We start from the raw sequence: 22,283 nt of genomic DNA, 5'->3' as shown, positions 1-22,283 counted from the left end.
GAATTCAGCGCCGACGCGATTCCAGGGCGTTCTGCTGACCGACTACGCGGATCAAACGAATGCCTTCAAGGTCCTGACGGCTGACATTGACCGCATCGGTCACTTCACGCGTACGTTCGGGGCCCTGCGCAGTGGCATAGGTCGGGTAGTTCACGCGGAAAACGAACTCCATAACGCCGTTCTTCCGGTTTTCCTCGGATTCGACGAAGGTGAGCTTTGCGTCATAGGCGCCTTGGCGGAAGGCGGTGCCTTGCGCGACAACGATGGCCCCCGAGGCGTTCGGTTCGATCCGCAGCTCGGTGATGGTGGTGATCGGTACGCTGGTATCTTCGGGTTCAGGGCGCGCGAACAGTCCCCGGCCCGAGCTTTGCTTCGGCACCAGCGCATCTGCGTCGCTGGCCGATGTCTCGACCGGGGCAGGCGTGCTGTTCCCGAACCAGTTCGACGGGTTTGCCCGGGAATCGCGCCAGCTGCTGCAGGCGGACAGGGTCAACAGGGCGACAAGAAGGACGGAAATAGTTTTTTGCATGGACCCAAAGCTTTGCAAGGTATTACCCGCACTGGGTTAGCCTACTTTCGGTCGTTTGAAAAGCCGCCCATGGGGGTGGACACCGGACATCGGGCGACTTAGGTCAGAACCAGAACCGCAACCAGAGGACCCACGTTCATGGCCACGCCTGCCTTTGAGGAGATTGTCGAGGATTTCGAGTTCCTTGAGGACTGGGAAGACCGGTATCGCCACGTGATCGAGCAGGGCAAGGCGATGGAGCCGCTGGATGACGCCTTGAAAGTGCCGGCAACCAAAGTCCATGGCTGCGCCAGTCAGGTCTGGCTTCATCCGGTGATCGAAGAAGATGTTTTTCGGTTTGACGGCGACAGCGACGCGCTGATCGTGCGCGGTCTGATCGCTGTATTGCGCTCGCTTTACAACGGTTTGCCCGTTGCCGAAGTAGAGAAGGTCGACGCCGCGGCCGAGCTTGCCCGGTTGGGGTTGAATGAACATCTGTCGGCCCAGCGGTCGAACGGTGTGCGTGCCATGATCGACCGAATCCGAGACGTGGCGCGCGAAAACGCCTGAGCCGGTTTCGCCACGCGGGGGCCAATCATGAGGATTTGGGGCGTGCGCCGGCCCAGTCTTTCAGAGTGGTCTCGAGATCGCCATATCCGGTGAAACGGCGTTCGAACTCCAGCCCCATCCGATCCGCGCATTCCTGTGCCCGACGGGTCAGTTCGGGGTCATCTGTCTGCGCCTGGTAGATCAGCTTGGTGTAATTTCCGAAATACATGTCGCGCAGTTCCGGGTGCCGATCCAGCCCCAACGGCTTCCAGACGAACGCATCAAATTGCCTGGCCAGAAAGTCGGTCAGGTAGAAGGCCGTCGTCTCATCGTCGCCGCGTTCGGCGAATTTGTCGTTTCCCTCGAAGAAAGAGTAACAGTGCGGTCCCCGCACCATTTCGACACCCAGCCGTTTACACGCCTGCTCCAACAGTCCGCCGGTCCCGCAATCGGCATAGACGACAAAAATCCGGTCATACTGGTTGCGATGCTTGGCGACGGCATCCTCGACGGCCTGAGTGATCCGTTCGGGATAGACATGCAGGATGGCGGGCAGGCAGGTCAGTGCAAGGTGGTCCCAGCCGTTGCGTGTCTTCAGGTCCAGAATCTCGCGCGCCAACGCACCGCAGGCGATCAACAGGATGCTTTGTTGTGCGTCCATCTCGTCAAACCCCTGTTCCGTCAGGCGTTTGTCGTCAGGCATGTCGTGCTGCGGCATGTGTCGCCTCCGCAAGGTTCCAATGTCAAATGACTGCGAAAAAGCCCCGGATGCAAGTTCGCGGCCTTTGGGATCACACACTCGGCACCTGAGTTTCGATCTCGTTGTGATGCCACGGCCCGGAAATGAAAAAGCCGCCCGGACAGGCGGCTTTGACAAAACAAGGCGTGCAGGATCAACCCGCCAGTTGGTTGTGCTTGCGCGAGACGAACTCCTTGGCGGTTTCGACCGCAACCGCCGCGTCCCGGCAATAGGCGTCAGCGCCGATCGCCTTGCCGAACTCTTCGTTCAGCGGGGCGCCGCCTACCAGCACGATGTAATCGTCACGCTTGCCCTGTTCGACCAACGTGTCGATGACCACTTTCATGTACGGCATGGTCGTCGTCAGCAGGGCCGACATGCCCAGAATATCAGGCTGCTCGGTTTCAAGCGCTTCCAGGTAGTTTTCGACCGGATTGTTGATGCCGATATCGACAACCTCGAAACCGGCGCCTTCCATCATCATCGAGACGAGGTTCTTGCCGATGTCGTGGATGTCGCCCTTGACGGTGCCGATCACCATCTTGCCAACGCGCGGAGCGCCGGTTTCCGCCAGCAGAGGCTTGAGGATGGCCATGCCGCCCTTCATCGCGTTGGCGGCCAGCAGAACTTCGGGCACGAACAGGATGCCGTCGCGGAAATCCTGGCCGACGATAGTCATGCCGCCGACAAGCGCCTTGGTCAGAATGTCATAAGGTGCCCATCCACGTTCCAGCAGGATGTTCACGCCTTCTTCGATCTCTTCCTTCAGACCATCGTAGAGGTCATCAAACATCTGTTCGACGAGTTCGTCGTCGTTGAGTTCCGACAGGACGATGTCTTCTTCATCGGACATGGGTCATTTCCCTGAGCTGGCGGGCCTTGCGCCCTTGGTGGCTGTTTTTCCCGTTTTGGCCATTTCGCCGCAGTTAGACTGTGACGATTGCGACCTCGGCGGTTCCGAGACCGACCTATAGGTGAAAATCTTGCCGCGCTCGACGCCAAATTTCACATGATCTTTCTGAGCGGTATTCATGGGTTCTGTGCTTGAGACAAGGCCGGCAACTGTGATGGCAGACTTGCCGCGGAAACCCGCAGATGCTAGGAATTACGTGAACAAAGAGGGAACAAATATGCCGTTGCGCCACACTATTTCCGGGCGAGGTGCCGTATCGAACGATGCTGGTCGGTACGAGGCGTATGCGCACGAAGCGGTCGATGACGGCTGGGAGGATCCCGAGCCTCTGCCTCCCTTGCGAACCTCGGTTCGGGACGAGGTCGCGAAGTCTCTGATCACCTACAACAAGTCACCCGATCTGCCATTTGACCGGTCGATCAACCCGTATCGCGGGTGCGAACACGGTTGCGTCTACTGCTTTGCCCGACCAACACATGCATATCTCGGTCTATCTGCCGGGTTGGATTTCGAAACGCGACTGATCGCACGTCCGAACGCGCCTGATGTGCTTGCGCGCGAGCTTTCGTCCGCGCGGTACAAGGTGGCGCCGATTGCGCTGGGTACAAATACGGACCCGTATCAGCCGATCGAAAAAACACTTGCGATCACAAGGGCCTGCCTGGAGGTTCTGAGAGATTTCAACCACCCGGTTGCGATCGTGACAAAGGGTGCTTTGATCGAACGGGATATCGACATTCTCGCGCCGATGGCCGCCCTCGGGCTGGTCCGGGTCGGCATCTCGCTGACCACGTTGGATGATGGCCTGTCGCGGCGGATGGAACCGCGTGCCCCTGCACCAAAACGCCGGCTGCGCACGATCCGAATGTTGACCGAGGCCGGGATTCCCGTGCGCGTCATGACGTCCCCGATCATTCCGGGACTGACCGATCACGAGCTTGAAGCGCTGTTGGAGGCGGGCCGCGACGCAGGCGCGGATGCGGCCAGTTGGATCATGCTACGGTTGCCCCGCGAAGTCTCGCAACTGTGGCAGGAGTGGTTGTCCGAACACGAGCCCGGTCGCGCCGACAAGGTCATGGCGCGGTTGCGCGAAATGCACGGGGGCAGGGACTACGACCCGCGTTGGGGGCATCGGATGCGCGGCGAGGGGGTCTACGCCGAAATGGTCGCCAAGCGGTTCAAGTCTGCGATTGCGCGACTTGGATTGGCGACCACAACTCCCAAACTGCGTTGCGACCTCTTTGCACGGCCTGCGCGGGCCGGGGATCAATTGTCACTGTTCCAATAAGAAAAGACCCCGCTCGATGGCGGGGCCTTTTTGCCTGTCTCAGCGGTTTTCGATGTCGACGTAGTCGCGCAGAGTTTCGCCCAGATACAGCTGGCGCGGGCGGCCAATCTTGTTCTGAGGGTCGGCGATCATTTCTTTCCACTGGCTGACCCAACCAACGGTGCGCGACAGCGCGAAGATCGGGGTGAACATCGAGGTCGGGAAACCCATCGCCTCGAGGATGATGCCCGAGTAGAAATCGACGTTCGGGAATAGCTTCTTGTCGACGAAATACGGATCTTCCAGCGCCTGTTTCTCAAGCGCCTTGGCCACCTGCAGTTTCGGGTTGTTCTCGATGCCCAGCAAGTCGAGGACCTCGTCGGCCGACTGCTTCATCACCTTGGCGCGCGGGTCAAAGTTCTTGTACACGCGGTGACCAAAGCCCATCAGGCGGAACGGATCGTTCTTGTCTTTGGCGCGTTCGATGAATTCGGGGATGCGGTCGACGCTGCCGATTTCTTCCAGCATCTCCAGGCAGGCCTGGTTGGCGCCGCCGTGCGCCGGGCCCCAAAGGCAGGCGATACCGGCCGCGATGCAGGCGAACGGGTTCGCGCCCGAAGACGAGGCCAGACGCACGGTCGAGGTCGAGGCGTTCTGCTCGTGATCGGCGTGCAGGGTGAAAATCCGGTCCATGGCGCGGCTGAGGATCGGGTTGACGACGTAGTCCTCGGCCGGAACCGCGAAGCACATGTACAGGAAGTTCGACGCGTAGTCCAAGTCATTGCGCGGGTAGATGAACGGCTGACCGATCGAGTATTTGTATGCCATCGCCGCAATTGTCGGCATTTTTGCGATCAGTCGGTGCGTCGCGATTTCGCGCTGGCGCTCGTCGCCCACGTCAGTCGAGTCGTGATAGAAGGCCGACATGGCTCCGACCACGCCCACCATCGTAGCCATCGGATGCGCGTCGCGGCGGAAACCACGGAAGAAATAGTGCATCTGCTCGTGGATCATGGTGTGGCGGGTGATGGTCGTTTCGAACTCTTCCAGTTCGGCGGCCTTGGGCAGGTACCCGTACAGCAGCAGGAAGCACACTTCGAGGAAGTGCGATTTCTCGGCCAGTTGGTCGATCGGATAGCCACGGTGCAGCAACTCGCCCTTTTCACCGTCGATATAGGTGATGGTGCTGTCGCAGCTTGCGGTCGAAGTGAAGCCCGGGTCGTAGGTGAACACGCCGGCCTGACCGTAGAGCTTGCGGATGTCGACTACGTCGGGTCCGGCCGTTGGCGAATGAACCGGCAACTCATAGGTTTTTCCGTGGACGGTCAGAGTCGCTGTCTTGTTGCTCTCGGTCATGTTTTCCCTTCCTCAATCATACGAATGCCGGCTCGCTGACCGACAAAACGGGCGGTGATCGCGCAAGGCTGCGCGAGTCAGGTCGTAGCGGAGCAGCGTTACCCGAATGTGAAGTCAGGACTGTGCCGCTGCATCAGAAATCCGTGCAATGGTCTCATCCCGACCCAGCACGAGCATCATGTCAAAAACCGAAGGTGTGACGGCCCGACCCGCCAACGCAGCCCTGAGGGGGCCAGCCAGCTTGCCGAACTTCAACCCGTTTGCCTCGGCAAACGAATTGAGGGTCTCCTCCAGTTCGTTCCGCGTCCAGCTAGCATTTTGCAGCTGCGGCGTCAATTGATCCAGTATACCGTCGGATACAGAACTCAGCGCCTTTTCTGCTTTCTCATCGCGCTCGATCGGTCGCGCAGTCAGTGCAAAATACGCCTTTTCAAGGAGTTCCGGAAATGTACGCGCCCGATCCTTGAGGCAATACATCGCACGTTCCAAATCACCCGATTGTGTTTCTGTCAGCGCAGGCAGTCCAGCGGCGTCCAGGTATTCTTCGATTTCTTGCCGCAATGCAGCATCATCGGATATGGCGATGTGCTGTCCGCACAAGTTCTCGAGCTTTTTCAGATCGAACCGCGCCGGGCTTTTCCCGATTCCGTCCAGGTCGAACCATTCCTTGGCCTGTTCATCGGTAAAGAACTCGTCGTCCCCGTGGCTCCAGCCCAGGCGCGCCAGATAGTTTCGCATACCGGCGGCAGGATAGCCCATGGCCTGATACTCCTGCGCGCCCAAGGCGCCGTGCCGCTTGCTGAGTTTCTTTCCGTCAGGGCCGTGGATCAGCGGAATGTGCGCCCAGACCGGAACTTTCCAGCCCATGGCTTCATAGATCATCATCTGCCGCGCCGCGTTGTTCAGGTGGTCGTCGCCGCGAATGACATGCGTCACACCCATGTCGTGGTCATCAACGACCACCGCCAGCATATAGACCGGTGTACCGTCCGAGCGCAGGAGGACCATGTCGTCCAGCTGATCGTTTCGGATGGTTACGTCACCTTGGACCTTGTCGCGGATGACGGTTGTGCCATCCTGCGGCGCCTTGATCCGCACAACGAAGGGGCGATCGGGGTGGGTGCTGGGGTCGGCGTCGCGCCACGGGCTGCGGAACAGGGTCGACTTGCCCTCGGCCCGGGCCTGTTCACGAAAGGCCGCGATTTCTTCCTGGGTTGCAAAGCACTTGTATGCTTTGCCTTCTGCCAGCAGCTGATGCGCGACTTCGGCGTGACGAGCTGCGCCCTCGAACTGGCTGATGACATCTCCGTCGTGGTCGAGCCCGAGCCAGCTCATGCCCTTGAGGATTGCCTCGGTCGCTTCGGGCGTTGACCGTTCGCGGTCCGTGTCTTCGATCCGCAGCAGGAACTTTCCGCCTCGACCGCGGGCGTAAAGCCAATTGAACAGCGCAGTACGGGCTCCGCCAATGTGCAGATAGCCGGTGGGCGAGGGAGCAAATCGGGTGACGACCTGATCGGACATTGTAGTGATTAACCTTTTGGTAACCGCGTTGAGCGTAGAGTTGAGCCTGTCTAACGAGCCTCAAGGACGGGGGCAACCATGCGTGTTGTGGCGTGGGTCGAAGGTGCGTTGCTAAACCAGCGAGGGCACCTTTTGCCTTGGTCTCCGGTTTGTCTGGCCATCGGCATAGGCCTGTATTTCGCAATCCGGTTCGAGCCGGATGCGCGGATTTATTCGGGCCTGTCCGGGTTGGTCCTGCTTGCCATTTGGGCCAGCCGCCGGATGTCGTCTGCCTGGGCTCCGTTGGCAATAGGGGGGGCGCTGGTCGCCGTCGGGTTCATCCTGGCGGGTGCTCGCGCTCACATAGTTGCAGAGCCGGTTCTGAAATGGCGCTATTACGGCCCGGTTGAGGGGAGGGTCGTGGCGTTGGATCGCTCTGCTTCGGATGCGCTGCGGGTTACGCTGGACCAGGTACGGATCGGGGACGTGCCGCCGGACCAAACCCCGCGGCGCATCCGACTTTCGTTGCATGGCGACCATGTACCGATTGTGCCTGGCCAACGCATTATGACAACAGCCCATCTGTCACCGCCGCAAGGCCCCGTCGAGCCCGGCGGCTTTGATTTTCGCAGACACGCCTGGTTTCAGCGCTTGGGCGCGGTCGGATACACGCGCACGCCAGTGGTCACCGCCGCTCCGTCTCGCTTTGAGGCCGGGGTGCGTGTCGCTGCCGTGCGCATGGCCATTTCCGACAGAGTGAGAGAAGTGCTGCCAGGTGATGTCGGCGGCTTTGCCGCAGCTGTTTCGACCGGGGATCGCAGCGGAATCAGCGCCGCCGCTTTGGACAATTTGCGTGCGTCGAACCTTGCCCATCTGCTTGCAATCTCAGGTTTGCATATGGGGTTGTTGACGGGGTTCGTTTTTGTGACTTGCCGGGTACTGCTTGCGGCCTTGCCCGCGCTGGCGTTGCGATGGCCGGTTCGCAAGGTCGCCGCGGTCTGCGCGCTGATCGCTGCAACGCTCTATCTGTTGCTTTCTGGTGGCAATGTCGCGACCGAGCGCGCCTTTGTGATGGTATCGGTTCTGTTTGGGGCGGTTTTGATCGATCGGCGTGCCATATCTTTGCGGGCTGTCGCGGTTGCAGCGCTGTTGGTGCTGTTTCTTCGCCCCGAGTCATTGCTCAGCCCCGGCTTTCAGATGTCCTTTGCCGCCACAACAGCACTGGTCGCGGTTTTCGGTGCCCTTCGCGACGTCGAGGTTCCAAGAGTGCCCAAGTGGTTGCGCCCGGCGGGTGGGCTTCTGTGCTCCTCGGCGGTCGCTGGTTTGGCGACGGCCCCAATTGGTGCGGCGCATTTCAATATGGTGTCGCACTACGGCTTGCTGGCCAACACCCTGTCAGTGCCGGTTATGGGATCCGTCGTGGTTCCCTCGGCAGTTCTGGCAGCGATCCTCGCGCCTTTCGGGCTCGAGGCCGTGGCGATCCATGTGATGGGTATCGGGCTGGCGTGGATCCTGGCCGTCTCGGACTGGGTGTCCGGCCTGGATGGTGCACGGGGCTTCGTTGCCAGCTCGCCCGGTTTTGTCCTGCCGCTGTTTTCCTTGGGTGCGCTGTGGGTCATCTTGTGGCAGGGCCGCAGCCGCTGGGTCGGAGTTTTTCCGATGGCGTTCGCCGCAGCATTCTGGGGACAAGTTCAGCGGCCCGAGGTGCTGATCGCCGATTCAGGTGGTTTGGTCGGGGTGATGACCGAGCAGGGCCGCGCGTTGAGCAAGGAAAAAGGCGCTGGGTTCGTCGCTTCGGTCTGGCTTGAAAACGATGGAGACGGAGCAACCCAGCCGGAGGCTGCGGGCCGGTGGCCATCGGCCCCAGAACTTGTTCAGCGATATCCTTTAGAGGATTTCCAGCTGGTCCACATCACGGGCAAGCGCGCGGCGCAGCAGGTCACCGTTTGCCGACCGGGCGAACTCGTGGTCTCTGCCGTGCCGATCAAATTGACCGGTGACTGCGCCGTTTTTGATCCTGACCGACTGCGAAAGACCGGCAGCCTTGCGATCCGCCAAGGAAAGCTGTTCAGCAGCTCTGATGCGACGGGGCCGCGCCTTTGGTCACCGGCACTGCCCGACGGCTTCAGTAAGTCCGAATAAGTCCGACCAGACGCCCTTGAACCTTAACCTTGTCCTCGGGCAATACCCGCGTTTCGTAAGCGGGGTTGGCGGCCTCGAGCGCGATCGCTTGGCCGCGCCGGAAGAATCTTTTCAGGGTTGCTTCCTGGTCTTCGACCAAGGCCACAACAATGTCGCCATTGTCTGCCGACGATGTTTCGCGGATCACGACCACGTCCCCGTCATTGATACCGGCGTCGATCATGGAGTCTCCGCGCACCTCAAGGGCATAGTGTTCGCCACGGCCCGATACCATCGTGCCCGGTACCGCAACATGATGGGAAATGTGGCTGATCGCCTCGATCGGAACACCGGCGGCAATTCTGCCCATCACCGGAAGTTCGAGAGCGTCCACCGAGACAGGCTCGACATTGGCGGGGCGGGGCACGCTGGGCTTGTCACCTTCGATCACGCGGGGCGTGAAGCCGGCGGTCGGCTCGCCTCCCAGACTTTCGGGCAGTTTCACGATCTCGATCGCGCGCGCCCTGTGGGCGAGACGCCGGATGAACCCACGCTCCTCCAGTGCGGTAATCAACCGATGGATGCCGGATTTGGATCTCAGGTCCAACGCCGTTTTCATTTCGTCAAAGCTTGGTGGAACACCGTCCGCCTGAACGCGTTTGTGGATGAATTCCAGCAAATCCAATTGCTTCTTGGTCAGCATCGCTCACACCTCGTTGCCCATGCGTTTTCTTTTGTTCTACGCATGTTCACGTTTTGTGTCAATGGATTTGCCGGCTGAACCTAAATCGGCAGGTAGGACACCGTTTCCCCCGCAGCCCGTGCGGGATCGTTTGGAGGGCGCATCAGCAAGGCGTTCGACCGCGCCAGAACGCTGAGCAGCGAACTGTCCTGATCCTCGAACGCGCGTATTCCATCGCTTTCCAATCGAGCGCGCATGTAATGCTCGCGCGGGCCGTTTGGTGGAAGGGCATCCGACAAGATGGCCTTATGGAGAATCGGGTCAACAGTCTGGATGCCCAGCATCTTTTTGACCAAGGGGACCAGGAAGAGATATCCGCAAACCATCGCGCTGACTGGGTTGCCGGGCAACCCGATCATCGCTGCATCACCCAGCCGCCCGGCCATCAGCGGCTTGCCGGGGCGCATCAGGACCTTGTAGAAGGATTGCTCGAGCCCCAGCCGATACGATGCTTCGGCCACAAGGTCGTAGTCACCCACCGACGCTCCACCAATTGTCACGACCAGATCGGAGCCTTCGGCCAAGCCAAATGCGGTTTCCAGCGATGACAGTGTGTCTTGTGCCACTGGCAACATGCGAACATGTGCGCCAGCATTCTCAAGCAATGCTTTGATGCCAAACGAGTTCGAGGCAATGATCTGGTCAGGTCCCGGAGTTTCGCCCGGCGTGACCAGCTCGTTTCCCGTGGCGATCAGCGCGATCTGAGGTTTGGTGGCCACGGAGACGGTTGGAACATTCATCGCCGCCAGCAATGCAAGATCTTCGGGCGAGAGGACTCGCGGCGCACTAACTACATCGCCGATGGTGAAGTCCACGCCTGCCGGTCGGATGTTGGTTTTTTGGCCGGAATCTTCCGTGATCGTCAACAGATCGCCGCGCAGGTCGGTATCTTCCTGGATGACGACGAAATCTGCCCCGTCGGGGACCGGAGCCCCGGTGAAGATTCGAACTGCCTGGCCCGGGCCAACTGTACTGGTGAAACGCTGGCCAGCAGCGGCCTCACCGATTACCTTGAACATTGCGTGACGTTCAACCTCGGCCGACTTCAGCGCATATCCATCCATTGAAGAGGCGGCAAACGGGGGTTGGTCCCGCTCGGCTTTTACATCCCGCATCAGCACTCGACCGGCCGCGTCAGCAAGCGCTATCTGCTCTTCGGGCATGGTGGCTACCAGGCCGAACAGCAGCTGTCGGGCTTCTTCAACCGTTATCATTTCGCCTCGTAACGACCTGATTTACCGCCATCTTTCAGCAGAACGCGGATCCCGCCGATTTCCATTGCCTTGTCGACGGCTTTGGCCATGTCATAGACGGTCAGCGAGGCGGTAGACACGGCTGTCAGGGCCTCCATCTCAACACCAGTCTGTCCGGTGGTCTTGACCGTCGCTTCGATCTGCACGCCGGGCAGGTCCGGGTCCAATGTCAGATCAACCGACACCTTGGTAACAGGCAAGGGATGGCACAGCGGTATCAGGTCCGGTGTCTTCTTTGCCCCCATGATCCCGGCCAACCGGGCAACCCCCAGAACATCGCCCTTCTTCGCGCGGCCTTCGGAAATGATTTCAAAGGTTTGTTGCGCCATTTTCACGTAACCCGCGGCAACGGCGACGCGGTTTGTCGTGTCCTTGTCCGATACATCGACCATATGGGCCTGGCCGTCGCTGTCAAAATGCGTCAGGGGCATCACATGACCCCCGGCACCAGCGGGTTCGACAGAATGTGACGGGTCGCGGCGGCGACGTCCTGCTGCCGCATGAGGCTTTCTCCGATCAGGAAACACCGGGCACCATAGCGGGCGATATCCGCAAGGTCTTCCGGGGTGTTCAGCCCGCTTTCGCACACGATCATGCGGTCAGCGGGAACCAGCTTGGACAAGCGACGAGTGGTATCAAGCGAGGTCTCGAACGTCTTGAGATTGCGGTTGTTTATCCCGATGAGAGGGCTTTTGAGATCGGCCGCGCGCTCAAGCTCGGCCTCGTCATGTACCTCGATCAGGACATCCATGTCCCAGTCAAACGCGGTCTGTTCCAGTTCGGCGGCTTGCTGATCGTCGACCGATGCCATGATGATCAGGATACAGTCGGCACCCAGTGCCCGCGCTTCGACCACTTGATAGGGATCATACATGAAGTCCTTGCGCAGTGCCGGAAGCGAGCATGAAGCCCGGGCGGCGGTCAGGAAGCCCTTGGCGCCCTGAAAGCTGGGTGTGTCGGTCAAAACCGAAAGGCAGGCGGCGCCACCTTCTTCATAGGCTTTTGCCAGCGCGGGCGGATCGAAATCCTCACGGATCAACCCTTTGGACGGGCTTGCCTTCTTGATTTCGGCGATCAGACCATAACTGCGGCGACTGGCCGTGCGCAGAGCCTCCACAAAGCCGCGCGTTTCAGACGCTTCTCGGGCTTGTTGCTCGACCTCGTCCAGGGGAACTTGGGCTTTGTCGGCGGCGACTTCTTCCAGCTTGTAGGCCTTGATCTTATCCAGAACGGTTTCGGTCATGCGGCTTCCTGTGTGAGTTGTGCCAGAGCAGCAATCTTGTCTTTCGCCTTGCCGCTGTCGATGCTTTCGGCGGCCATTTCGACGCCTTGTTTCAGGTCCGGTGCAGCTTCGGCGACCACTAGGGCCGCAGCCGCGTTCAGCAGGACCGCATCCCGGTAGGCCGACGGCGCGCCATCCAGCAATGCGCGGAACGCGACGGCGTTTTCCTCGGGTGTTCCGCCCAGAATATCTTCAAACGGATGAACCGGCAGGCCCGCATCTTCGGGATGCAGTTCAACCTCTTTCACCCGTCCGTCTTCAAGCGACGCGACCCAGCTGATGCCAGTAATCGTCAACTCGTCGGTCCCGTCCGAGCCATGTACCAGCCAGGCGTGCTCGGCCCCGAGCAAGCCAAGAGTCTCGGCCATCGGTCGGATCAGGTCACGGCTGAAGGCTCCGGTCAGCTGCCGCTTGACTCCGGCGGGGTTGGTCAGGGGGCCAAGGATGTTGAAGATGGTTCGGGTACCAAGCTCTTGCCGGGTGGGCATGACATGGGCGATGGCCGGGTGATGCATGGGCGCCATCATGAACCCGATGCCGACGGACTGCAAAGCCTTTTCAACGACTTGCGGACCGACCATCACGTTGATTCCCATCTGTCCCAATGCATCGGCGGCCCCGGATTTCGAGCTGAGATTCCGGTTGCCGTGCTTGGCCACGGTAACACCCGCGCCAGCCACGACAAAGGCCGTCGCGGTCGAGATATTGAGCGTGCCTTTCCCGTCACCGCCGGTTCCCACGATGTCGATCGCGCCCGCTGGCGCTTTGACCGCGTTGCATTTCGCGCGCATCACGGCGGCGGCGGCGGCATATTCCTCGACCGTTTCGCCGCGCGTCCGCATGGCCATCAGCAGACCGCCGATCTGGCTGGGCGTGGCGCGGCCCTCAAACAGGATCTCAAAGGCCTGTTCGGCTTCGGCACGGGTCAGGGCGCGATCGGCCGCAGCTCCGATCAGCGGTTTCAGCGCGTCACTCATGCGGGGACTTTCATTTCGTTCAGGAAATTCTTCAGCAGAGCGTGGCCGTGTTCCGAGGCGATCGACTCCGGGTGGAATTGAACACCGTGGATCGGCAGCTCTTTGTGTTGCAGGCCCATGATGGTGCCGTCTTCCAACTCTGCCGTGATTTCGAGGCAATCGGGCAGGGTCTCCCGATCGACGACCAGTGAGTGGTAGCGGGTCGCCTCAAACGGTGACGGCAGGCCGGCGAACAGGCCTTTGCCAGTGTGATGCATGGTTCCCATTTTGCCGTGCACGATTTCGTGGCACCGCACGACCTTGCCGCCAAAGGCCTGACCGATGGTCTGGTGACCCAGACAAACACCCATCAAAGGCGTGCGCGTTTCCGCAGCTGCCTCGGTCAGGGCGAGGCAGATCCCTGCCTGGTCAGGATCACAAGGGCCGGGACTCAGCAAGATGCCGGCAGGGTTCATGGCCATCGCTTCCTGCACATCCAGCGCATCATTGCGGCGCACGACCATTTCCGCGCCCAATTCGCCCAAATAGTGGACAAGGTTGTAGGTAAACGAGTCGTAGTTGTCGATCAGCAGCAGCATTTGGCACTTGTCTTGTGTTTGGGCAATTCGGACTGGCGATACAGCCCCGCGCCACGGTATAGTGTCGGGACATACATGCTCAGGCTTGTGCGGCAGCGTCAAGGGGACAACCCCAACAAGGCGACCGGACGGGTGAGTGCCGCAGAGACGGTGCACGGGCTGCCGAGGCAGGATGAAAGACGAGAGGCAAGAACAGATGGGCGGATTTATCGGTGGAATGATCGCCGGCGCGGTCGTTGTGTTGGTTCTGGGCGCAGTGCTTTCCCTGAACACGCCACTTGGCAGCAAACCGGATATTCAGACAGCGGCGCCAGCCGCGGTGGAAGCCGATCTGCCCAAGGCGGATACGGAAGTGCAGGGCGCTGGTCCGGATTCCGATCTTGTCGAAATCGCACCACGAGCGTTGGAGGCGCTGGACGATACGGCGGATGGGGCCACTGGACTGGATGGCATTCAGGCCGAGCCGGATGATCGTCCGCAGGTCGGTGACACCGTGGCAGGCCTGAACGACCCGGGTGCGGGAGACGCCGCGTCGGTCGATGTGACGACCGACGCGCCAGCCGCGCCCCCGGCGCCCGGACCGGTTCCGTCGAGCCCGGACGAGGAGGTCCAGCCCGTCACCGTGGACGCGACACCGCCGGCCGCACCACAGCCCCCGGCGCAAGAGGTCACGACCGTCGAGCCAGAGACCGCCGAACCAGAGACTGCGGCAAATGCGGAACCCGAGGCGACCCCGGCGCCGGAAACAGCCGCGCTGCCGTCGACACCTGAGCCGGATCAACCGACCGGAACCGGCGACAGCCCGATCGCGGTCGAGGGGGACGAAGACACGCAGCCCCGCAAACGGGCCCGGATCGCGGCCTTGCCCCAGATCGGCGGCGAACAGGCAACGGCCTCATCTTCGATTGCCGGCAAACGCGTGATCCCGCTGACCGAACGCGATGATGCCCCGGCCGATCAGCCGGCAGAGGGTGAGGGCATGCCCGGTAAGCCGATCGATGCTTATGCCGCCGCCTTTGACAACCCGGATGCCAAACCGCTGATGTCGATCATCCTGATCGATGACGAAGGTGCGTTCGGGGCTGAGGCGCTGAAGGATTTTCCGTATCCCCTAAGCTTTGCGGTCAGCCCTTCGGATCCGCAAGCGGCGGAGAAGATGAAGCGCTATCGCGAGGCTGGGTTCGAGGTTCTGGCCTTGACCGACCTGCCAAAGGCGGCCAGTGCGCAGGATGCCGAAGTCTCGTTGGCGGTCTGGCTTGAAACCTTGCCTGAAACCGTTGGCCTGCTCGAGGGCGTGAACACCGGGATACAGGGCAACCGCAAGTTGGCCGATCAGGTGGCTGCCATCGCGGCAGGAACGGGCCGTGGGCTGGTCGTGCAGGACAACGGGTTGAACACCGTCCAAAAGCTGGCCGCGCGGAATGGCATTCCATCAAGTGTGGTGTTCCGCGACATCGACGGTGCGCGTCAGGATCCAACGGTCATGCGCCGGTTCCTGGACCAGGCAGCTTTTCGTGCCGGGCAGGAAGGCGCAGTTGTGATGCTGGGCCGATTGCGGCCCGAGACAATTTCGGCGTTGTTGCTCTGGGGGCTTGAGGATCGCGGCAACCGAGTTGCCCTGGCCCCGATCTCGGCGGTGATGAAAAGCCAGATCCAGTAATCAATGCAGAAAAAGAAGAAAAGGCGGCCAGATTGGCCGCCTTTTTTATGAATTCCCGGATCCGGTGAACCGCGCCGCATCCGCCGCGGCTCGCCTGATGGCATTCGATTTGTGCACGGTTTCCATGTATTCGGCCTCGGGGTCGCTGTCATAGACGACACCACCACCGGCCTGGATATACAGTTTCTGGTCCTTCACGATGGCCGTACGCAGCGCAATGCACATGTCCATGTCGCCACCGGCGCTGAAATAGCCGACACCGCCGCCGTAGACACCGCGCTTTTCGGGTTCCAACTCGTCGATGATCTGCATCGCCCGGACCTTCGGTGCACCTGAAACCGTGCCCGCCGGCATCCCGGCAAAGAAGGCGTCCAGGGCATCCTTGTCGTCGGCCAACTCGCCCACAACGTTCGACACGATGTGCATCACGTGGCTATAGCGCTCGATGATGAATTCCTCGGTCGGGCGGACGGTGCCGATTTTGGACACGCGGCCTGTGTCGTTGCGGCCCAGGTCCAGCAGCATGAGGTGCTCGGCCAGTTCCTTTTTGTCGGCCAGCAAATCCAGCTCGTTCGCCTTGTCCTCTTCGGGGGTGGCACCGCGAGGACGTGTTCCGGCGATCGGCCGGATGGTCACTTCGTTGCCGAACACGCGCACAAGTATTTCGGGGCTGGCGCCGATCACCTGGAATCCACCGAAGTTGAAATAGAACATGAACGGCGACGGATTTGTGCGGCGCAAGGAACGATACAGCGCAAAGGGCGGCAGCGGGAAATCCTGCGTCCAGCGTTGTGCCGGAACCACTTGGAAGATGTCACCAGCCCGGATGTACTCTTTGGCCTTTTCCACGGCTTCCATGTAGCCCGACTTGGTGAAGTTGGATACCGGCGGCGCGATCTCGTGTGCTTCGCCCAGATCTCGAGACTCCGAGGGCATTGCGCGTTCCAGGTCGCGCACCGCGTCCATCACACGCTCGGCCGCTTGAGCGTAAGCGGCCTTGGCTGACTGCCCGTCGCTGGCCCAGGCCGGAGACACAATAGTGACTTCGCCTTTCACGCCGTCCAAGACCGCAACCACCGACGGGCGCAGCAGTATCGCATCCGGCAGGCCCAAAGGATCGGGGTTCACATCCGGCAGGTGTTCGACAAGGCGCACCATGTCGTATCCCAGATAACCAAACAGGCCGGCCGCAGCCTGGGGCAGGTCATCGGGCAGGTCGATGCGGCTTTCGGCGAGCAGCGCGCGCAGGTTGTCCATCGGGTTGCCATCTTGCGCGTCGAACGCATCCGCATCAAACCGCGCCGAACGGTTCAATTCCGAGGTTTCGCCCCGACAGCGCCAGATCAGATCCGGCTTCATCCCGATGATCGAATACCGCCCGCGAACTTCGCCTCCGGTCACCGATTCAAGGACGAAGGCGTCCTTCTGGGCGCCCGTCAGCTTGAGCATCAGCGAAACCGGTGTGTCCAGATCCGCGGCCAGACGGGTATAAACGACCTGGTTCTGTCCGGCCTCATAGGCGCGGGCAAAGCTGTCGAAATCGGGTGTCAGAGCCATTTTCGTTCCGGTCAGAAGTTGGCCTGAACCGCGTTCAGCGCGCGCTGGTCCAGGGTCGGCTGCGCGCGTGTCTGAGCGTCGCGCACATAGATGTCGAAAATGTTTTGGGCCAGTGCCTGGTTCAGCTGAGCGGCAGCGGCCTCTTGCATCAGGCGCTGTTCGTCGGTTTCCGCAGGCGGAAGAACCTCGTCCAGCCGCACGATGAATGCCGCATCCGGTCCCGCGATCACGCGCAGTTCATTGGGCTCCATCTCAAAGATCTGGGTCATGAAGTCGGCCGGGACGTTATCCAGAAACGCAGTCCGGGTCAGCGCGTTTTCGACACGGAATGGCAGCCCGGTCGCCGTGAAATCACCGTCGACGGCCAATTGAGTCACGATGCCGTTGGCCTGTTCCTCAAGCGCTTTGGCTGTCTGTTCCTGTACCCATGCGGCGGCGACGCGATCGCGTGCGGACTCCAGCGGCTCGGGGCGCGGTGGCAGAACCTCATCCAGCCGCAGGGCAAAGATCGAACCATCCTCCAGGAATCCGATTTCAGGGAAGTCATCTTCGCGGACGGCCTGCGCAGCCTGGCGGAAACCGTCATACGCGGCGATGCCGTCGTCACTTTGGCGGGTCCAGTCAATCTTGCCAAGCTCCATTTCGGTTTCGTTGGCCAACTCTTCCAGCGTGGCGCCGCCGGCCAGCATGTCGTTGATGTCTTCGGCCTGGCTTTCGATCAGGCGCCGGGCGCGTTCGCCGGCCAGCTCTGCGCGCAGTTCCGATTCGGCGTCGTCAAAGCTCACGTTCTGTTCGGCCAGCGATCCGTTGACCCGGAACAGGGCCGGACCAAAGACCGAGGGCAGGGGACCCACGACCTGATCAATCTCTGCGGCAAAAACGGCATCCGCGGCCTCGCCCAAATCTTCGCGGGTCACATCACCCAGATCCACGCTGCTCAGTTCAAGTTCGCGTTCGCGTACCAGCTGCTCAAAATCCGCCCCGCCGACTTCCAGCTGCGCCATCGCCGCAGTCGCCTCTTCTTCCGAGGGGTAGACCAGCCGCTCAACCAGACGACGTTCGGGTTGCTGATACTGGTCCTTGCGCTGCTCATACAGACGCTTGAGCGCGTCTTCGTCGATTTCGACCGTATCCTGCAGCATCTCCGGCGACAGAACGGCGTAGGTGATCTTTTTGGTGCGCGGCAGGGTGAACCGATCGGTATTCGCGTCGTAATACGCTTGGATCTCGGCGTCTGTCGGCTCGGGGATCGGGGTCGTCAGAGCGTCCGGCGACAGAGTTGCGACGGTAAAGCTGCGGCGAGCGAGAACATAGTCGGCCAAGGCTTTGGTCATGATCGCGGGCATTTCAACACCGTCCATCATCGCGCCTTGGACGATTGTCCGCGCTGTTTCCTTTCGCAGATCTTCCTCGAACTCGGTTTCGGTCATGCCGATCTGTTCCAGCTGGAAGCGGTAGGCTTCGCGGTCAAAAGATCCGTCAGGGCCCTGAAAGGCCTGAATGCCGACGATTTCCTTCTGCAGGTTGGCATCACCGATCGAAACACCCAGCTGTGCGACCTCGTTGTTCAGGGCTGCCAGCGAAACCAGACGCGCCAAGGCCCGCTGATCCAGCCCCAGCTCGCGGGCTTGTGACATCTGCATCGGTTGACCGGTCTGCGCCTCGACCGCGCGGATTTCGCGCTGCAGCTCGCGGACATAGGCATCGACCGAAACGTCCTCATCCCCGACCTGGGCGACTGTGCGTACCGTTCCGCTGAGGTTGACGGCGCCAAAACCGGCAAGACCCAGCATCAGCATGCCCATGAGAATCCAGACGAAGGTTTTGGAGAGTTTGTTAATGCCTGCGGCCATAGTGCCCTCTTGGATCTTGCGGCAGGGTTCTGCCGTGACTGTTGCGGCCCTGAATACGACGCGGGATGTCGGGGGGCAAGCTCAGAAGGACAGAGCCTGCAAGCGGTCGAACAATAGCCCGATTCCGGCACGGTCCAGATTGGCGAAAGCAATGCGCACCTGGCGTTTCCCGGCGGGGTCGTGATCGGGCATGAACATCGTGCCCGGCAACAGCAGAATGCCGGCCTCGGCGACCAATCTACGCGCCAGAATGTCCGACGGAATATCGAACGGGTGTTCGAGATAGGCGAAGTAGGCCCCGAGACCCAGCAGCCGCCATCCCTTGTCCGTCAGGCGGGGCATGTTCAGCGTGATTGCGGCGCGGCGATCGAGAATCTCGGCGCGTTCCCCGGCCAGCCATTGAGACAGGTTCTGCATCCCCCACAGCGCCGCGAACTGGCCCATTTGTCCGGGGCATATGGCGACGGTGTCGAGGAACTTCTCGACCTCGGCCAGCAGCGGCGCACCGGTGGCGATCGCGCCCACCCGGTGGCCGGTTAGGCGGTAGGCCTTCGAGAAGGAATAGAGATGCACCAGCGTCCGGTCCCAGTCGGACTGCTGGAACAGCGCGTGCGGCGGGCCACTGCGGCTGTCGAAATCACGATAGGTTTCATCGACCAGCAGGCGCAGGCCATGCTGTTGCGCAAGGTCATAGAAGGCTCGGACCAGATCCGCTGGGTATTCGACCCCACCCGGATTGTTGGGCGTGACCAGCGCGATCGCGCGCGTGCGCTCGGTGATCAGCGCGCGCGCCTGTTCCGGATCGGGCAGCAGGTCCGACCCGGTCGGCAGATCAACCGCCCGAACACCGGCCATATCCAGCCACATTTTGTGGTTGAAATACCAAGGCGTTGGCAGGATGACCTCATCCCCTTGATCGGTGATCGCCGAGATGACCGAGGCAAAGGCCTGGTTGCAGCCTGAGGTGATGGCTGTCTGCTCCGGCCGAACCTCGGCAGCGTAGTGATCGCCGATCTCACGCGCGAGCTCCGTGCGCAGATCGGGGTTGCCCAATACCGGGCCGTAGAGATGTGCGGCGTCCTGATTGATCGCGAAATCGGCCATCGCCTGCCGCAGCGCCAGCGGCGGCGGATCAACCGGCGCCGCCTGGCTGACATTGATCAGCGGGCAGTCTTCCGAGAACGTGACCCCTTCGAGCCAACGCCGCGCCTCCATCACCGGAGGGGCGAAGGTAGCGGCGGTGCGGGTCAGTGTCATCGGGTGTCCGGTCTTGCTGATTTGTGGTGGATAAGTGGGATCAGTCGGTGCCGCGATAGGGCTCGACATATTGCAGGGCCATATCCCAAGGGAAGAAGATCCAGGTGTCCTGGCTGACCTCGGTGATATAGGTGTCAACCATTGGGCGGCCCTTGGGCTTGGCATAGACCGTGGCGAAATGGGCCTTGGGGTACATCTTGCGCACCAGTTCCAGCGTCTTGCCGCTGTCGACCAGGTCGTCGATGATCAGCACGCCCTCACCATCCCCCATCAGATCGGCATCGGGGGCTTTGAGCACCTCGGCCTCGCCACGTTCCTGATGGTGATAGGATTTGACGCTGATGGTATCTACGGTGCGGATGTCCAGCTCTCGGCTGACGATCATCGCCGGTGCCATGCCGCCGCGCGTGATCGCGACGACGGCGCGCCAAGCACCGTCATCGGGGCCCTGACCGTCCAGCCGCCAAGCGAGCGCGCGCGAGTCACGGTGAATCTGGTCCCAGCTGATGTGAAAGCCTTTTTCGTGGGGCAGGCGGTCCTTTGCGCTCATGGTCTTATCCCTTTTCCACATCCGGCGCGTCGACGGCTTTCATGCCGACGATGTGATAACCCGAGTCAACGTGCAGGTTTTCACCGGTCACGCCGCTGCTGAGGTCGGACAGAAGATAAAGGGCCGATTTGCCCACGTCATCGATGGTCACGTTGCGGCGCAGGGGCGAGTTGTATTCGTTCCACTTCATGATGTAGCGGAAGTCGCCGATGCCGCTGGCGGCGAGGGTTTTGATCGGTCCGGCCGAGATCGCGTTGACGCGGATGTTGTCCTTGCCCAGGTCCTCGGCCAGGTATTTCACCGACGCCTCGAGCGCGGCCTTGGCCACACCCATGACATTGTAGTGCGGCATGACCTGCTCGGCGCCGTAATAGGTCAGGGTGATGGCGCTGCCGCCGTCGGTCATCAGCTTTTCGGCGCGTTGCATCACTGCGGTGAAAGAGTAGACCGACACGTCCATCGTCAGCTTGAAATTCGCGCGCGACGTGTCGACATAGCGGCCGCGAAGTTCGTTCTTGTCGGAGAAACCAATGGCGTGGACCACGAAATCCAGCTTGCCCCATTTCTCTTTCAGTGCCGCGAACAGCTCGTCGATCGACTCTTCGTTGCTGACGTCACAGGGCAGGACGATCTCGCTCCCCAGTTGGGCCGCCAACGGGTCGACCCGTTTTTTTAGTGCATCCCCCTGATAAGAGAAAGCCAGTTCGGCTCCGGCTTCGGACAAGGCGCGGGCGATTCCCCATGCGATTGATTTGTCATTGGCCAGTCCCATGATGAGGCCGCGCTTGCCGGCCATCAACTGATTTGACATGTTCGGTTCTCCGCCTGTCGTCGCGATGTGTTGCGTTGGTTTATGCCATTGATTGCGCTGCATCAAGGCCATGCACTCTTGCCCGGGGCGGGTTCTCGCCGTAGGGTCATGTTCAATTCGTTCCAGGGGATGGACATGAGTGAGCGAAACGGCATCTTTGCCGGTGACGATCCGTTCGTGATCGCGGCCCGTTGGTTGGCCGAGGCCGAAAAGACGGAACCGAACGATCCGAACGCGATTGCCCTGGCGACCGTGGACCCCGATGGTATGCCGAACGCACGGATGGTGTTGCTGAAGGGTATCGAGGCGGACTCCTTCGTTTTCTATACCAACTATCACAGTGCCAAGGCCCAAGAGCTGGATGCGGCCGGCAAAGCCGCCTTTGTGATGCACTGGAAATCACTACGGCGTCAGATCCGGGTTCGTGGTACAATCACCAAAGAAGACGGTCCCTTGGCCGACGAATATTATGCGTCACGCTCGCTGAAAAGCCGGCTGGGTGCCTGGGCATCGCGACAGTCGGAACCTCTGAGCAGCCGGGCTGCCCTGATGGCTGAAGTTGCAAAGGTGACGGCAAAGCTGGGATCCAACCCGCCGAGGCCCGAATTCTGGGGTGGCTACAGGCTGACGCCGGTTGAAATCGAGTTTTGGGCGGATGGTGCCTTTCGGCTGCACGACAGGTTCCGCTGGCGGCGCGACCCGTCCGAGCAAAAGTGGAACGTACAGAGGTTGAATCCATGACGTTCGCGTATCGTGAAATGCAACACCCGGAAATGTCTGAATTTTTTCAGCTTGAATTTGCCCGACGTT

The 22,283-nt window shown here is 60.9% G+C and carries 21 protein-coding genes; 5 read left to right on the top strand and 16 right to left on the bottom strand.

What is annotated here, in order from left to right; genetic code table 11:
- Positions 1-4: 4 nt before the first annotated feature.
- Positions 5-529 (bottom strand): hypothetical protein, encoded by a 525-nt coding sequence (locus ACR0MM_RS03345; protein ID WP_170370534.1) that lies wholly within the window; start codon positions 527-529, stop codon positions 5-7.
- A gap of 138 nt (positions 530-667) precedes the next feature.
- Between ACR0MM_RS03345 and ACR0MM_RS03340 the strand changes: the two genes are divergently transcribed.
- Positions 668-1,078, top strand: coding sequence for a SufE family protein (locus tag ACR0MM_RS03340; protein WP_170370533.1), 411 nt, complete (start codon positions 668-670; stop codon positions 1,076-1,078).
- Positions 1,079-1,103: 25 nt separating this feature from the next.
- On the opposite strand, the gene ACR0MM_RS03335 is transcribed toward ACR0MM_RS03340, so the two are convergent.
- Together ACR0MM_RS03335 and ACR0MM_RS03330 are read right to left on the bottom strand one after the other, a co-directional pair.
- Entirely contained in the window at positions 1,104-1,775 is a 672-nt protein-coding gene (locus tag ACR0MM_RS03335; RefSeq protein ID WP_480694400.1) for a DUF1638 domain-containing protein, read from the bottom strand.
- A gap of 175 nt (positions 1,776-1,950) precedes the next feature.
- The gene (locus ACR0MM_RS03330; RefSeq protein ID WP_093962188.1) at positions 1,951-2,649 is read right to left on the bottom strand and encodes a corrinoid protein; all 699 of its coding nucleotides are present in this window, start codon (positions 2,647-2,649) and stop codon (positions 1,951-1,953) included.
- A 277-nt stretch (positions 2,650-2,926) separates the two neighbouring features.
- Here ACR0MM_RS03330 and ACR0MM_RS03325 point away from each other — a divergent pair, with 277 nt between their 5' ends.
- On the top strand, positions 2,927-3,997 hold the full coding sequence (locus ACR0MM_RS03325) for a PA0069 family radical SAM protein (protein WP_480694398.1): 1,071 nt from the start codon (positions 2,927-2,929) through the stop codon (positions 3,995-3,997).
- 39 nt (positions 3,998-4,036) lie between these two features.
- On the opposite strand, the gene gltA is transcribed toward ACR0MM_RS03325, so the two are convergent.
- Together gltA and gltX are read right to left on the bottom strand one after the other, a co-directional pair.
- The gene (gene gltA, locus ACR0MM_RS03320; protein WP_170455404.1) at positions 4,037-5,332 is read right to left on the bottom strand and encodes a citrate synthase; all 1,296 of its coding nucleotides are present in this window, start codon (positions 5,330-5,332) and stop codon (positions 4,037-4,039) included.
- A 114-nt stretch (positions 5,333-5,446) separates the two neighbouring features.
- Positions 5,447-6,853, bottom strand: coding sequence for a glutamate--tRNA ligase (gltX, locus tag ACR0MM_RS03315; protein WP_480694396.1), 1,407 nt, complete (start codon positions 6,851-6,853; stop codon positions 5,447-5,449).
- Between the two features lie 78 nt (positions 6,854-6,931).
- Between gltX and ACR0MM_RS03310 the strand changes: the two genes are divergently transcribed.
- A complete protein-coding gene (locus tag ACR0MM_RS03310) occupies positions 6,932-8,974 on the top strand; it encodes a ComEC/Rec2 family competence protein (protein WP_480694394.1) in 2,043 nt (680 codons plus the stop codon).
- Here ACR0MM_RS03310 and lexA read toward each other — a convergent pair.
- The 6 genes from lexA to ACR0MM_RS03280 all read right to left on the bottom strand — a co-directional run bounded on the left by lexA (position 8,958) and on the right by ACR0MM_RS03280 (position 13,785).
- Entirely contained in the window at positions 8,958-9,656 is a 699-nt protein-coding gene (gene lexA, locus ACR0MM_RS03305) for a transcriptional repressor LexA (protein ID WP_170528672.1), read from the bottom strand. The genes ACR0MM_RS03310 and lexA overlap by 17 nt on opposite strands.
- An 80-nt stretch (positions 9,657-9,736) precedes the next feature.
- A complete protein-coding gene (locus ACR0MM_RS03300) occupies positions 9,737-10,909 on the bottom strand; it encodes a molybdopterin molybdotransferase MoeA (protein WP_480694392.1) in 1,173 nt (390 codons plus the stop codon).
- The gene (moaC, locus tag ACR0MM_RS03295; protein ID WP_480694390.1) at positions 10,906-11,379 is read right to left on the bottom strand and encodes a cyclic pyranopterin monophosphate synthase MoaC; all 474 of its coding nucleotides are present in this window, start codon (positions 11,377-11,379) and stop codon (positions 10,906-10,908) included. The genes ACR0MM_RS03300 and moaC overlap by 4 nt, the downstream gene beginning before the upstream one ends.
- Positions 11,379-12,191: an indole-3-glycerol phosphate synthase TrpC gene (gene trpC, locus ACR0MM_RS03290; RefSeq protein WP_480694389.1), complete on the bottom strand. Its 813-nt coding sequence runs from the start codon at positions 12,189-12,191 to the stop codon at positions 11,379-11,381. The genes moaC and trpC overlap by 1 nt, the downstream gene beginning before the upstream one ends.
- Positions 12,188-13,207, bottom strand: a complete 1,020-nt coding sequence (gene trpD / locus ACR0MM_RS03285) for an anthranilate phosphoribosyltransferase (protein ID WP_170402912.1) — start codon at positions 13,205-13,207, stop codon at positions 12,188-12,190. The genes trpC and trpD overlap by 4 nt, the downstream gene beginning before the upstream one ends.
- Positions 13,204-13,785 carry an anthranilate synthase component II gene (locus ACR0MM_RS03280; RefSeq protein ID WP_170359085.1) on the bottom strand — a complete coding sequence of 194 codons (582 nt, stop codon included), beginning with the start codon at positions 13,783-13,785 and terminating at the stop codon, positions 13,204-13,206. The genes trpD and ACR0MM_RS03280 overlap by 4 nt, the downstream gene beginning before the upstream one ends.
- A gap of 196 nt (positions 13,786-13,981) precedes the next feature.
- On the opposite strand from ACR0MM_RS03280, the gene ACR0MM_RS03275 reads away from it, so the two are divergent.
- A complete protein-coding gene (locus tag ACR0MM_RS03275) occupies positions 13,982-15,445 on the top strand; it encodes a divergent polysaccharide deacetylase family protein (protein ID WP_170359087.1) in 1,464 nt (487 codons plus the stop codon).
- 45 nt (positions 15,446-15,490) lie between these two features.
- Here the strand turns inward: ACR0MM_RS03275 and trpE are convergent, their stop codons facing one another.
- The 5 genes from trpE to fabI all read right to left on the bottom strand — a co-directional run bounded on the left by trpE (position 15,491) and on the right by fabI (position 21,473).
- Positions 15,491-17,002: an anthranilate synthase component I gene (gene trpE, locus ACR0MM_RS03270; RefSeq protein ID WP_170338978.1), complete on the bottom strand. Its 1,512-nt coding sequence runs from the start codon at positions 17,000-17,002 to the stop codon at positions 15,491-15,493.
- An 11-nt stretch (positions 17,003-17,013) separates the two neighbouring features.
- Positions 17,014-18,855: a peptidyl-prolyl cis-trans isomerase gene (locus ACR0MM_RS03265; protein ID WP_480694386.1), complete on the bottom strand. Its 1,842-nt coding sequence runs from the start codon at positions 18,853-18,855 to the stop codon at positions 17,014-17,016.
- Between the two features lie 81 nt (positions 18,856-18,936).
- Entirely contained in the window at positions 18,937-20,112 is a 1,176-nt protein-coding gene (locus tag ACR0MM_RS03260) for an aminotransferase (RefSeq protein WP_480694384.1), read from the bottom strand.
- Positions 20,113-20,152: 40 nt separating this feature from the next.
- Entirely contained in the window at positions 20,153-20,662 is a 510-nt protein-coding gene (gpt, locus tag ACR0MM_RS03255) for a xanthine phosphoribosyltransferase (protein ID WP_093962173.1), read from the bottom strand.
- 4 nt (positions 20,663-20,666) lie between these two features.
- Positions 20,667-21,473, bottom strand: a complete 807-nt coding sequence (gene fabI / locus ACR0MM_RS03250) for an enoyl-ACP reductase FabI (protein WP_093962972.1) — start codon at positions 21,471-21,473, stop codon at positions 20,667-20,669.
- A gap of 135 nt (positions 21,474-21,608) precedes the next feature.
- On the opposite strand from fabI, the gene pdxH reads away from it, so the two are divergent.
- A complete protein-coding gene (gene pdxH, locus ACR0MM_RS03245; protein WP_480694382.1) occupies positions 21,609-22,214 on the top strand; it encodes a pyridoxamine 5'-phosphate oxidase in 606 nt (201 codons plus the stop codon).
- The last annotated feature ends 69 nt before the right edge of the window (positions 22,215-22,283 follow it).

The organism is Ruegeria sp. BC6, assembly GCF_056539185.1.
Note: the sequence above shows the minus strand (reverse complement) of the source record. Positions and strands in the feature narration are given on the sequence as shown.